The sequence below is a fragment of the Shinella oryzae genome, from assembly GCF_023038235.1.
GTDB lineage: Bacteria > Pseudomonadota > Alphaproteobacteria > Rhizobiales > Rhizobiaceae > Shinella > Shinella sumterensis.
Genome location: NZ_CP081987.1, coordinates 1,132,935 through 1,145,410 on the forward strand (window position 1 = coordinate 1,132,935; position 12,476 = coordinate 1,145,410).

The following is a 12,476-nucleotide window of genomic DNA, read 5'->3' on the forward strand; positions in this document are numbered from 1 at the left end:
TTCCTGCCGGAGGCCGCTTGTGTAAACCGCGCCCGGCATGTCCTGTCTGGGCCTAGCGCCGGCCGCGTGGCGGGCGGGTGCCCGGCTGGCGGCGAGGAGCCGATCCCTTGCGCCGGCCCGACTTGTGGAACGAACGCACCGCCGTCGGCATCTTGCGGCCTTCGCTGACCATGTCGAAGCGCAGCGCACCGGCAAGCGGCACGGCTTCGGCAAGCTTGACGCGCACCTCGTCGCCGACGCGATAGCCGAGCCCGGTCTTTTCGCCCGACAGTGCCTGGTGGGCCTCGTCATAGATGAAGTAATCCTGGCCGAGCATGGATATCGGTACGAAACCATCCGCGCCATATTCGGGCAGGGTGACAAAAAGTCCCGCTTTCGTGACGCCGGACACGCGGCCCTCGAATTCCTCGCCGAGGCGCGCCGCAAGGTGGTGGGCGATGAGCCGGTCGACCGTATCGCGCTCCGCGGCCATGGCGCGGCGCTCGAAGGTCGAGATTTCGGCCGCGATATCATCGAGTGCCGCCTCTTCGTCGGGCGTGATGCCGCCTTCGCCCAGGCCGAGCGAGCCCACCAGCGCACGATGCACGATCAGGTCCGCATAGCGGCGGATCGGCGAGGTGAAGTGGGCGTATTTCATAAGGTTCAGGCCGAAATGGCCGATATTCTCGGGGCTGTAGATCGCCTGGCTCTGCGAGCGCAGCACCATCTGGTTGACCATCTGCTCGAAGGGCGTGTCCTTCGCCTTGGCGAGCACGCCGTTGAAATGGTTGGAGCGCATGTTTCCGCCCTTCACCAGCGAGATGTCGAGCGTCTGGAGAAATTCGCGCAGCGTCTCCTGCTTGGCAAGCGAGGGCGCGTCGTGCACGCGGTAGACGAGGATCTGCTTCTTCTTCTCCAGCGTTTCGGCGGCCGAGACGTTTGCCTGGATCATCATCTCTTCGATGAGCTTGTGTGCATCCAGGCGCGGCGGCACGAAGACCCGGTCGACGGTGCCGTCAGGTTTCAGCAGGATCTTGCGTTCCGGCATGTCGAGTTCGAGCGGCTGCCGCCGGTTCCTTCCGACCGTCATGATGCGGTAGGCTTCCCAGAGCGGCTTCAGGATCGTCTCCATGATCGGGCCGGTCTTGTCATCCGGCGCGCCGTCGATGGCGGCCTGCGCCTGCTGGTAGGACAGCTTTGCAGCACTCTTCATCATGACGCGGTGGAAGGTGTGGCCCGCCTTGCGGCCTTCCTTGGAGAAGACCATGCGAACGGCGAGCGCCGGGCGGTCGACGCCTTCCTTCAGCGAGCAGAGATCGTTGGAAATGCGCTCCGGCAGCATCGGCACAACGCGGTCGGGAAAATAGACCGAGTTGCCGCGCTTCAGCGCCTCGCGGTCGAGTGCGGATTTCGGGCGAACGTAGTAGCTGACATCGGCGATGGCGACGGTGACGATCACGCCGCCGGGATTGTCGGGCGACGTGTCCGGCTCGGCATGCACGGCGTCGTCATGGTCCTTCGCGTCGGCCGGGTCGATGGTGATGAGGGGAAGGCTGCGCCAATCCTCGCGATGCGACATGGATGCAGGGCCCGCCGCCTCCGCCTCGCGAATGACCGCATCGGGGAAGATGTAGGGAATACCATGGGCATGGATGGCGATCATCGAGATCGCCTTTTCCGAGGCCACGGAGCCGATCACGCCCTTGATCTGCGCGCGCGGCAGGCCGAAGCGGCCGATGCGCACGACATCGATCTCCACGAGGTCGCCGTCCTTGGCGCCGGCTGTGAATTCGGCATCGACGTCCATCTCCTCGCCGCGACGGTCGATCGGCAGGATGCGCCCATTGCCGCCGGGCATGGAGCGGAAGACGCCCATGCCGGAGTTCTTCTTCTTGTCGAGAACCTTGATGACGCGGCCGGTATAGGCCGGCCCGCCGCGTTCCTTGGTCGGAAAGATCTTGGCAAGAACCCGGTCGCCAAGACCGGCGACCGGCGCCTTGTCCTTGCGCGGCCCGCCCGACTGGCGGATCAGCACCGCGGGCGCCACGCCCGCATCGTCAAGCCATTCGGCAGGGCGGCCGATCAGTTCGCCATCCACGTCGCGCGTCGTGATGTCGAGCACGGCGACCGGTGGCAGGGCGCCGGGGCGCACCAGCGACTTGCGGCGCTTCTCCAGCAGCCCATCCTCCTCGAAGGATTTCAGCAATGCCTTCAGTTCCACGCGCGCTTCGCCCTTCAGCCCGAAGGCCTTGGCGATTTCGCGCTTGGAGGCCTGCTCGGGATGATCGGCGATGAAGCGCAGGAGAACGTCGCGCGGCGGCACGACGCCGTGGATGATCGGCGTGTCGTCTGCCGCCGGCGCATCACGACCCGCGCGGCCGGGCCGTCTGGATTGTCCTGACCGGCTGCGTGGTTCTCTGGTCATTCGGTCAGGCCTTCTTTGCCTTGGGGGCCGCCTTCGGCTTGGCGGCGGCCTTCGCTTTGGGCTTCGCCGTCTTGGCCTCGCCGGTCTTTGCCGCCTTCGTGGTCTTCGTCGCCTTGGCCTTGCCGCCCTTGGTAGGCGTCTTGCCGGCCTTGTCGGCGATCAGAACGAGCGCTTCCTCCAGCGTGACGCTGTCGGCGGACTTGTCCTTCGGCAGGGTCGCATTCACCTTGCCCCAGTTGACATAGGGGCCGTACTTGCCGTCGCGCACCGTGATGGGGCCGCCGTCCGGGTGGTCGCCGAGCGTCTTCAGCGCAGCCGGTGTTCCACGGCCACGACCGCCGGGACCCTTCGACGCCTTGTCGGCGATGACGCTGACGGCGCGGTTGAGGCCGATCGAGAAGACGTCCTCGACGGTCTCCAGGTTGGCGTAGCCGCCATCGTGCAGCAGGAACGGCCCATAGCGGCCAAGCCCGGCCGAGATCATCTTGCCCGTTTCCGGATGCTGGCCGATATCGCGCGGCAACGAGAGCAGGGCGACGGCCTTTTCATGATCGATGGTGGCAGGCGCCCAGCCCTTGGGCAGGCTGGACCGCTTGGCTTCCTTGCCGTCGCCGCGCTGCACGTAAGGCCCGAAGCGACCGGAGCGCAGGGTGATTTCCTCGCCGGTATGCGGGTCCTTGCCGAGGCTCTGCGGCTCGTTGGAGACGGACGCATCCGCATCGGAACCGCTATCGGCGGAAAGCTGGCGGGTATAGTTGCACTCCGGATAGTTCGAGCAGCCGACGAAGGCGCCGAACTTGCCGAGCTTCAGCGACAGCTTGCCGGTGCCGCACACCTGGCAGATACGCGGATCGCTGCCGTCCTCGCGCTTGGGGAAGACGAGCGGCGCCAGTTCCTCGTTCAGCGCATCGAGGACATTGGTGACGCGCAGCTCCTTGGTATCCTCGATCTGCGCGAAGAAATCCTTCCAGAAATCACGCAGGACCTGCTTCCAGTCGAGTTCGCCGGCCGAGATCTTGTCGAGTTTCTCTTCGAGATCGGCCGTGAAATCGTATTCGACATAGCGCGTGAAGAAGCTTTCTAGGAAAGCCGTCACGAGACGGCCCTTGGCCTCGGGGATCAGCTTGCGCTTGTCGATGGTGATGTATTCGCGGTCGCGCAGCGTGGCGAGGGTCGCGGCGTAGGTGGAGGGACGGCCGATGCCGAGCTCTTCCATCTTCTTGATGAGCGTGGCTTCGGAATAGCGCGGCGGCGGTTCGGTGAAGTGCTGCGTGGCATTCACCTTCTGCTTGTCGAGCTTCTCCTGCGCGTTGATTTCCGGCAGGCGGCCGTCGTCGTCGCCGTCGTCCGATTGCTCGCCGTCCTCCTTCTGGTCCGTATAGGCGGCGATGAAGCCGTCGAAGCGGATGACCGAACCGGTGGCGCGCACGCCGGCCTTGCGGCCGCCGTTGTCGGCTTCGATCTCGACCGTCGTGCGCTCGATCTCGGCGGAGGCCATCTGGCTCGCGATGCCGCGTTTCCAGACGAGATCGTAGAGCTTCAGCTGGTCGGCATCGAGGAAGCGGCGCACTTCATCAGGCGTGCGGTCGAACGATGTCGGGCGGATGGCCTCGTGCGCTTCCTGGGCGTTCTTTGCCTTGGTGGAGTAGAGGCGTGGCTTTTCCGGCACATAGCGCTCGCCGAACTGGTTTGCGACGGCCCGGCGGGCGGCGTCGATCGCCTCGGGTGCCATCTGCACGCCGTCGGTACGCATATAGGTGATGAGACCGACCGTCTCGCCGCCGATATCGATGCCTTCATAGAGCTTCTGCGCCACCTGCATGGTGCGCGACGCCGAGAAGCCGAGCTTGGAGGATGCGGCCTGCTGCAAAGTCGATGTGGTGAAGGGCGGGGCGGGGTTGCGCTTGGTGGGCTTCGCCTCGACGCTTTCCACGCGATAGGACGCGCCGTCGAGCAGGGCTTTCAGGCGGTTGGCCTCCTCGGCATTGCCGATGGCCTTTGGCGTCAGGCGCTTGCCCTCGGCGGAAACGAGACGTGCCTCGAACTCGTCGCCGCGCGGCGTCTTCAGCACGGCGGAGAGGTTCCAATACTCTTCCGAGATGAAGCGCTCGATCTCGGCTTCCCGGTCGCAGACGAGGCGAAGCGCGACCGACTGCACGCGCCCGGCCGAACGCGCACCCGGCAGCTTGCGCCAGAGCACCGGCGACAGGTTGAAGCCGACGAGATAGTCGAGGGCGCGGCGCGCCAGATAGGCGTCGACCAGCGCGATATCGATGTCGCGCGGATGTTTCATCGCGTCGAGCACGGCCGATTTGGTGATGGCGTTGAAAACCACGCGCTTCACCGGCTTGTCGCCGATCGCCTTCTTCTTGTTGAGCACATCGAGCACGTGCCAGGAAATCGCTTCACCTTCGCGATCCGGGTCGGTCGCGAGGATGAGGCCATCGGACGACTTCATCGCGTCGGCAATGTCCTTGATGCGTTTTGCAGACGCGGTGTCGACTTCCCAGGACATCTCGAAGTCTTCGTCCGGGCGCACGGAGCCGTCCTTGGCCGGCAGGTCGCGGACATGGCCGAACGAGGCGAGCACGGTGTAGCCAGGCCCGAGATACTTGTTGATCGTCTTGGCCTTGGAAGGCGATTCCACAACTACAACATTCATCGTCATTTCTCTGATACCAGGTGCCGCAGCTTGAGCGCGCGGCAAAAAAGAAGGCGTCCTGCGCCGCAAAGTGTGTTTCGACATGAACAGGGAAAGCGTTTCGGTCAAGAGGTAGGGTTGAAATAAGTCGGTTACAACGCAATGCAACCAAAAGTGGACTAATAAATTATTGCAATTATAAATAATCGTATTATCGTTTGGGTGGTACGGAATTGCAACCTGAAGTGATGATTCGTCACGGATGCAACGGGGGTGCCATGAACCCGAAACAAGCCACGCCAAGCATGCCGCCGCGCACTGCGGAGGATAACATAGCCTATATACGCCAGATGCTCGGTGAATTGCGCAGCATCGCGAACAACGACGGCGCCGACATGCTGCGCTACCTGATCGAGATGGCCTATGTCGAAGCCGGAGACATCCTGTCGGGCGTGAGGCCGCTCTCAGTCCGTGGTCATCGAGACGCGCCCATCGACATGGCGTTCCAAACGGCCCGCAAGGTCAAGTTCTAGCAGGATGAGATAGACGGCCGACGGGGCGATGCCGGTGTAGCGAATGATCTCGTCGATCTCTGTCGGGACGGGACTGAGGGCCTCCGTCAGCCGCTCGCGATCGCTTTCGCTCGGTGGCAGCCGTTCGGCGGAGGCGATGTCCTCATCGGGTTCGTCGGCTCCGCTGTTCGGCTGGAAGAGATCGGGTTCGCATAAGGGCCGCAGGCCGTCCAGCACATCTTGTGCCGTCGTGGTGATCGTCGCACCATCCTTCAAAAGGCCGTTCGTTCCCTCGCAGCGTGGGTCGAGCGGCGAGCCCGGCACGGCGAAGACCAGCCGTCCGAAGTCGCCGGCATTGCGCGCGGTGATCAGCGAGCCGGAGCGCATCGCCGCCTCAACCACGACGAGGCCAAGTGACATGCCGGCGATCAAACGGTTGCGGCGGGGGAAATCGCGTGCGCGCGGCTCCCACCCGAAGGGCATCTCGCTGACCGCGACGCCGTCGCGTGCGGTGAGTTCGTCGAGAAGCCCGATATTCTCGGGCGGGTAGGGCTTGTCGAGGCCGCCGGCCATGGCGGCGATGGTGCCGGTCTCGATGCTGGCGCGATGGGCGGCGGTGTCGATGCCGCGGGCAAGACCGGATACGATCGTATAACCCGCCCGGCCGATATCCCGCGCCAGGAGGCCTGCGAACTTCATGCCTGAAATGGAAGCGTTGCGCGCGCCGACGATGCCGACGGCCGGCGCCGTCATGACCTTGCGGTTGCCCTTGACGGCCAAGAGTGGCGGCGCGCCGTCGATCTGGCGCAGAAGGGGCGGATAGTCCGGCTCGCCGATGCCGACGAAACCTGCGCCATGGCGTTCGGCCATGTCCATTTCGCGTTCCGCATCCGCCCGGCTGGCGACGCGGATGCTGCGCGATGCCCCGCCGCGGCGCGAGAGTTCCGGCAGCATTTCCAGCGCGGTCTCGGCGCTGCCGAAGTGGTTGATCAGGTCGCGGAACGTGACCGGCCCGACATTGTCGCTTCGGATGAGCCGCAGCCAGGCGATCCTCTGTCGTTCCGTCAGCGCAATTCCCGTGGCCCTTGCGCTGCGGTCGTCCATGGCTATCCCTTGCTGCCGATCTTGCTTTCCGTGCCGCTCACAAGACGGCTGATATTGGCACTGTGCTTCCACCAGGTGATGAGGGTGAGCACCAGGAAGAGCAGCGCCACTTTCTCATATCCCAGAAACCACAATACAACCGGAGATACGGCTGTTGCAACCAGGGCCGAGAGCGACGAGTAGCGGGTGATGTAAGCGCAGGCGATCCACACGGCCGCGAAGACCGCGAGCATGACGGGGACGAGCCCGAGCAAGACGCCGACATAGGTCGCGACACCCTTGCCGCCCTTGAAACCCAGCCAGACGGGAAAGAGGTGGCCGAGAAAGGCGGCGAAGCCCGCGGCAATGCCGGCCTCGATGCCCCAGCACGATGCGATGGCGGCCGCGGCCGTGCCCTTCAGCGCGTCAAGAAGCAATGTCGCGGCGGCGAGCTTCTTGTTGCCGGTGCGCAGCACGTTCGTCGCGCCGATATTGCCCGAACCGATCTTGCGCACGTCGCCCAGACCCGCCATGCGGGTGAGGACCAGGCCGAAGGGTATCGACCCGAGCAGATAGCCGAAGGCGAGGGCGGCAAGGGTTGGCAAGGCGCCGAGCGGCCAGCTGAAGATGTCGGACACGATTGTTCCCCCCGTTTCATTCTCTGCATTCGCGGTCATGGATCCTCGGGTCAAGCCCGAGGATGAAGAAAGGGATGCGGAGTGACCTGGAGAAACCTTGCCGCGCGTAACACCCTTCGATGGGCGCTACGGCATGTCATCTCCTCCGTCATCCTCGGGCTTGACCCGAGGATCCGCACCCCATAGGCCGACGTCCCATCAGCCCAGCGAATGCACCCGTTCGCCGGCAACATAGGTGCTAACGGCGCGTCCCGTAAAGCGGGCATCTTCGAACGGCGTGTTCTTCGAGCGCGAGACGAAGGTCTCCTTGGTGGCAAGCCACGGTTCGTCCGGGTCGATCAGCACGATATCGGCCTTCGCACCCGGTGCGAGCGTTCCCGCATCGAGACCGAAGATCTTCGCCGGGCGCGTCGACAGCGCATCGATGAGCCGCATCAGCGGGACTTCACCGCTGTGGTGCAGCCGGAGCGCCGCCGCCAGCATGGTTTCGAGCCCGATGGCGCCGTCCGCCGCATCGGCGAAGGGCAGCCGCTTGGTGTCGACATCCTGCGGATCGTGCGAGGAAACGATGATGTCGATGTCACCCCTGGCAAGCGCGTCGACCATGGCCTTGCGATCATCCTCGCCGCGCAGCGGCGGCGACAGCTTGAAGAACGTGCGGTACTCGCCGATATCGTTCTCGTTGAGCGTCAGGTGGTTGATCGAAATGCCGCAGGTGACATTTGCCCCGCGCTGGCGGGCGGTCTTCAAGGCCTCGGCGGATTCCGGCACGGAGATCTGCGCGGCATGGTACTTGCCGCGGGTGAGGCCGGCGATGCGCAGGTCACGCTCAAGCGGGATCAGCTCGGCTTCGCGCGGGCTGCCGGACAGGCCGAGCCAGCTTGCAAGCAGCCCCTCGTTCATGACGCCGCCGGCGCCGAGATACTTGTCACGCGTTTCAAGCGCGATGACGCTGCCGAATTCGCGCGCATAGGTCATGGCACGGCGCAACACCTGCGCATTGTGCATGGGGTTGCGGCCATTGGTGAAAGCCACAGCGCCGGCATCCTTGAGCAGTCCGAATTCCGTCATCTCCTCGCCGGCAAGGCCCTTGGTGAGAGCGGCGGCCGGGTGGATGTTGACGATCGCCTTGTCGCGGGCGTTCTTCAGCACGAACTCCACCAGCGCGATGTCGTCGATGACGGGGTCGGTGTCCGGCATGGTGATGAAGGTGGTCACGCCGCCTGCCGCTGCGGCGCGCGAGGCGGATTCGATGGTCTCGCGATGTTCCGCGCCCGGCTCGCCGACGAACACCCTGGCATCGACCAGGCCGGGCGCGGCGATCACGCCGCGACCGTCGACGATCTCGGCGCCCTCAGGGGCGCCCTGGTTGTGCGCGCCGCTGCCGATGGCGGCGATCCGGCCGTTCTCGATGACGATGGAGCCGTTTTCATCGAGGTTGCGGGACGGGTCGAGGATGCGGAGGTTTTTCAGGACGGTGGTGCGGGTCATGCGCGGACATCCTGATTCTGCGAGAGGAGAAGCGTCTGCATGACGGCCATACGCACGGCAACGCCCATCTCGACCTGCTGTTCGATCACGCTCTGCGGACCATCGGCGATTTCGGAGGCGATCTCCACGCCGCGGTTCATCGGGCCGGGATGCATGACGAGCGCATCCTCCTTCGCCGCCTTCAGCTTTTCGGCGTCGAGGCCGTAATAGTGGAAGTATTCGCGCACCGAGGGCACGAAGGCGCCGGACATGCGCTCGCGCTGCAGGCGAAGCATCATCACGACGTCGGCATCCTTCAGGCCTTCCTCCATGGAGTGATAGACCTCGGCCCCCATTTCCGCGATGCCGGAGGGCAGCAGCGTCGCCGGCGCCACCACGCGCACGCGCGCGCCCATGGCGTTGAGCAGGAGGATGTTCGAGCGGGCGACCCGCGAATGCAGCACGTCGCCGCAGATGGCGACGATGATGCGCGACAGCTTGCCCCGGGCGCGGCGGATGGTCAGCGCGTCGAGCAGGGCCTGGGTGGGATGCTCGTGCTGGCCGTCGCCGGCATTGATGACGGCGCAGGATACTTTCTGCGCCAGAAGGGCGGCGGCCCCGGCGGAGGAGTGGCGCACCACGAGCACGTCCGGATGCATCGCATTCAGCGTCATCGCGGTGTCGATCAGGGTTTCGCCCTTCTTCACCGAGGAATTGCCGACCGACATGTTCATCACATCCGCCCCGAGCCGCTTGCCGGCCAGTTCGAAGGACGATTGCGTGCGGGTGGACGCTTCGAAGAAGAGGTTGATCTGCGTCAGGCCGCGGAGCGCCGACGTCTTCTTCTCCCGCTGGCGGGAGATTTTCACTGCCTCGTCGGCACGGTCGAGCAGGAGGGTGATGTCCTGCTCCGTCAGACCCTTGATGCCGAGAAGGTGGCGATGCGGAAAGAAGTCCATGGGGCTCCGCCTCAACTGTCGTGGATACGCGCGGTCTATAAAGTGTCGGTTTGCGCGCGGCAAGGCGCGGCGGGCGGCGCGCTATGCATTCCCACGCTTTTGTTCGCTCAAGCGCGTTTGCGGCATCACGGCCCCGTTTCGCCCCGTCGCGACTTGGGATAGAACCCGCTCATGACTCGCGACACCGAACAGAAACTTGCCGATCTCAACCAGCCGCCGCTGTGGTCGGGCATCAATGCCTACCGCTCCGATCCGCTGCTGGTCGACGCCACGGACGCCATGCCCAAGAGCCTTCGCGACGAGTTCGACGCGATCGGCCGCTATGTGACTTCGCCGGAGGCGCAGGAGCTTGCGCGCATGGCAAACGAGGGCGTACCGCAGCTGCGCACGCATGGCCCGCGCGGCGAGCGCCTCGATGTCGTGGACTATCACCCCGCCTGGCATGCGCTGATGCGCCGGTCAATGTCGAACGGCCTGCACTCCTCGCTCTGGGAAAACGTCCCGGACGAGAAGGGCATCGCGCACAAGGCACGCGCCGCCCGCTTCTTTCTGACCGCGCAGCTCGAATGCGGGCATCTGTGCCCGCTGACCATGACGAGCGCTTCCGTCGCGGCACTTTCGGCCTCGCCGCAGGTCCAGCGCGAATGGGGCCGCAAGATCCTGTCGCGCAAATACGACAGCGCCAACAAGCCCGCCATGCAGAAGAGCGCCATCACCATCGGCATGGGCATGACGGAAAAGCAGGGCGGCACGGATGTGCGCGCCAATACCTCGACAGCCGAGCGGGTCGGCGAGGGCATCTACCGGCTGAACGGCCACAAATGGTTCATGTCCGCGCCGATGAGCGACGGCTTCGTCATGCTCGCGCAGACCCGCGAGGGCGTCGGCTGCTTCCTCGTGCCGCGCCTGCTGGAGGACGGTTCGGGCAACGGCCTGCGCTTCCAGCGCCTCAAGGACAAGGTCGGCAACCGCTCCAATGCCTCGTCGGAGGTGGAGTTCGCCGACACGTTCGGCTTCCTGCTCGGCAAGCCCGATGCCGGTATCGGCACCATTCTCGACATGGTCACGCTGACGCGGCTCGATTGCGCGCTGGCCTCTGCCGGCATCATGCGGGCGTCGCTTGCGGAAGCCGTGCATCACACCCGCGGCCGCATGGTCTTCGGCAAGCCGCTCGTCGCGCAGCCGATCATGACACGGGTACTGGCCGACATGGCGCTCGATGTCGCCGGTGCGACCGCGCTCTCCTTCCGCCTCGCCGATGCCTTCGACAAGGCGCGCGACAGCGCAAGCGACGCCGCCTATGCCCGCATCATGACGCCGGTCACGAAATACTGGTGCTGCAAGATCGCGCCCGCGCTCATCTACGAGGCGATGGAATGTATCGGCGGCAGCGGCTACGTGGAGGAGCGCCCGATTGCCCGCCACTATCGCGAGGCGCCGGTCAACGCGATCTGGGAGGGGTCCGGCAATGTCATGGCGCTTGACCTGATGCGCGTCATCAGCCGGGGCAGGGACCTGTTCGAACTGCTCTTCGCGGGCTTTGCCCGCGATCTCGGCCCCGCCGGGAAGAAGACGGTGGAGGTGCTGCGCGCCGCGCTCTCGCTGTGCGAGCGGGACGAGGGCGCTGCCCGCATGCTGGTGGAGCAACTGGCCCTGGCTGCGGCCGCCGCCGAACTTTACCGTGCCGGTGCCGGCCGCATCGCCGATGCCTTCCTCGAAACGCGTCTGGCCTCCGGCTGGCGGGCGACCTACGGCATGCTCGATTCGCGCTTCGATTCGGCCTACATCGTCGACCTGCTCTATCCGCCGGCCAGATAGGCCGCCGCGGCCAGGACGATGGGAATGGTGAAGAAGGACGCGACCGTCTGAAGCGTCGCAACCGCCGCATAGAGCGGCGCGTCGCCACCCATCTGCTTGGCCAGCACGTAGCCGTTCATGGCAGTCGGCACGCTCGCCCCCATGGTGATGGTCATGAGGAGCTCGCCGCGAATGCCCAGCGCATAGGCCGCCGCCGTCATCACGACGGGCATGAAGATCAGTTTCAGGAACACCGGCAGCAGCGCCAGCGGACGTGGTCTCAGGGCATCCGCCAGTTTCAGACCGGCACCGACCATGATGAGGCCCAGGCTCAGCGACGAACTGGCGACCAGCTCCGCCGCCTGCATGACCGGCCGATAGAGTGGGATTTCCAGCAAATTGACAGCAACGCCCAGCGCCGACCCGATGATCATCGGGTTTGTCAGCACCTTCCACAGGAAGGTCTTCAGGCTCCGGCTGCCGCCGCCGAACCAGATCAGCATGGCGATATTGTAGAAATTGAGGGGAATGATGATCAGCGTGGCCACCAGCGCCACAAGCGCGAGGCTTTGTTGCCCGTAGAGCTTTTCGCCGATGGCGAGCGCGATGAAGGCGTTCCAGCGGGTCGAGGTCTGGAAGACCGAGGTGAAGGACGAACCCGACACCCCGGCGGCCCGGAAGAGCGGCCAGGACAAGGCGAGCAGCAGCGCGATGAGCGTCACCGAGCCGATGGAGCTGACCGCGACGCTGCCGGCTGCGATCCCCGAGAATTCGGCCTTGGCGAGCGTCGTGAAGAGCAGGCACGGAAACAGCACATAGAAGCCGAGTTGCTCGAGCCCGTTCCACATGTCGCGGTCGATGGCGCGCCAGCGTTTGAGCAGCACGCCCAGCACGACGAGCAGGAAGATGGGCAGGATGCTTTCGAAGATGAGGAGCATGGAACCGGAGGGCCGAGAGACGATTATCCGCTCA

The 12,476-nt window shown here is 65.0% G+C and carries 9 protein-coding genes; 2 read left to right on the forward strand and 7 right to left on the reverse strand.

Annotation, left to right across the window (positions count from 1 at the left end; genetic code table 11):
- Nucleotides 1–52 precede the first annotated feature (52 nt).
- A complete protein-coding gene (gene rnr, locus K6301_RS05595; RefSeq protein WP_247219813.1) occupies nt 53–2,404 on the reverse strand; it encodes a ribonuclease R in 2,352 nt (783 codons plus the stop codon).
- A 4-nt stretch (nt 2,405–2,408) separates the two neighbouring features.
- Nucleotides 2,409–5,066 carry a type I DNA topoisomerase gene (gene topA, locus K6301_RS05600; protein WP_247219815.1) on the reverse strand — a complete coding sequence of 886 codons (2,658 nt, stop codon included), beginning with the start codon at nt 5,064–5,066 and terminating at the stop codon, nt 2,409–2,411.
- A 257-nt stretch (nt 5,067–5,323) separates the two neighbouring features.
- Between topA and K6301_RS05605 the strand changes: the two genes are divergently transcribed.
- Nucleotides 5,324–5,578, forward strand: a complete 255-nt coding sequence (locus K6301_RS05605) for a hypothetical protein (RefSeq protein WP_247219817.1) — start codon at nt 5,324–5,326, stop codon at nt 5,576–5,578.
- On the opposite strand, the gene dprA is transcribed toward K6301_RS05605, so the two are convergent.
- From dprA to K6301_RS05625, 4 genes are all read right to left on the reverse strand, one after another.
- Nucleotides 5,510–6,661 (reverse strand): DNA-processing protein DprA, encoded by a 1,152-nt coding sequence (gene dprA, locus K6301_RS05610; RefSeq protein ID WP_247219819.1) that lies wholly within the window; start codon nt 6,659–6,661, stop codon nt 5,510–5,512. The genes K6301_RS05605 and dprA overlap by 69 nt on opposite strands.
- A gap of 2 nt (nt 6,662–6,663) precedes the next feature.
- A complete protein-coding gene (gene plsY / locus K6301_RS05615) occupies nt 6,664–7,278 on the reverse strand; it encodes a glycerol-3-phosphate 1-O-acyltransferase PlsY (protein WP_425475373.1) in 615 nt (204 codons plus the stop codon).
- 198 nt (nt 7,279–7,476) lie between these two features.
- A complete protein-coding gene (locus K6301_RS05620) occupies nt 7,477–8,769 on the reverse strand; it encodes a dihydroorotase (protein ID WP_247219820.1) in 1,293 nt (430 codons plus the stop codon).
- Entirely contained in the window at nt 8,766–9,707 is a 942-nt protein-coding gene (locus tag K6301_RS05625) for an aspartate carbamoyltransferase catalytic subunit (protein WP_134650710.1), read from the reverse strand. The genes K6301_RS05620 and K6301_RS05625 overlap by 4 nt, the downstream gene beginning before the upstream one ends.
- 171 nt (nt 9,708–9,878) lie before the next feature.
- Between K6301_RS05625 and K6301_RS05630 the strand changes: the two genes are divergently transcribed.
- The gene (locus K6301_RS05630) at nt 9,879–11,525 is read left to right on the forward strand and encodes an acyl-CoA dehydrogenase family protein (protein WP_247219822.1); all 1,647 of its coding nucleotides are present in this window, start codon (nt 9,879–9,881) and stop codon (nt 11,523–11,525) included.
- Here the strand turns inward: K6301_RS05630 and K6301_RS05635 are convergent.
- Complete coding sequence (locus K6301_RS05635; protein WP_247219824.1) at nt 11,507–12,442, reverse strand: AEC family transporter; 936 nt, start codon at nt 12,440–12,442, stop codon at nt 11,507–11,509. The two genes, K6301_RS05630 and K6301_RS05635, sit on opposite strands and share 19 nt — an antisense overlap.
- Between the last annotated feature and the right edge of the window lie 34 nt (nt 12,443–12,476).

What these genes read in the sequence shown, in the direction of transcription:
- rnr (WP_247219813.1), bottom strand. Translation starts at nt 2,404, where the DNA reads ATGACCAGAGAACCACGCAGCCGGTCAGGACAATCCAGACGGCCCGGC.
- topA (WP_247219815.1), bottom strand. Translation starts at nt 5,066, where the DNA reads ATGAATGTTGTAGTTGTGGAATCGCCTTCCAAGGCCAAGACGATCAAC.
- K6301_RS05605 (WP_247219817.1), top strand. Translation starts at nt 5,324, where the DNA reads ATGAACCCGAAACAAGCCACGCCAAGCATGCCGCCGCGCACTGCGGAG.
- dprA (WP_247219819.1), bottom strand. Translation starts at nt 6,661, where the DNA reads ATGGACGACCGCAGCGCAAGGGCCACGGGAATTGCGCTGACGGAACGA.
- K6301_RS05620 (WP_247219820.1), bottom strand. Translation starts at nt 8,769, where the DNA reads ATGACCCGCACCACCGTCCTGAAAAACCTCCGCATCCTCGACCCGTCC.
- K6301_RS05625 (WP_134650710.1), bottom strand. Translation starts at nt 9,707, where the DNA reads ATGGACTTCTTTCCGCATCGCCACCTTCTCGGCATCAAGGGTCTGACG.
- K6301_RS05630 (WP_247219822.1), top strand. Translation starts at nt 9,879, where the DNA reads ATGACTCGCGACACCGAACAGAAACTTGCCGATCTCAACCAGCCGCCG.
- K6301_RS05635 (WP_247219824.1), bottom strand. Translation starts at nt 12,442, where the DNA reads ATGCTCCTCATCTTCGAAAGCATCCTGCCCATCTTCCTGCTCGTCGTG.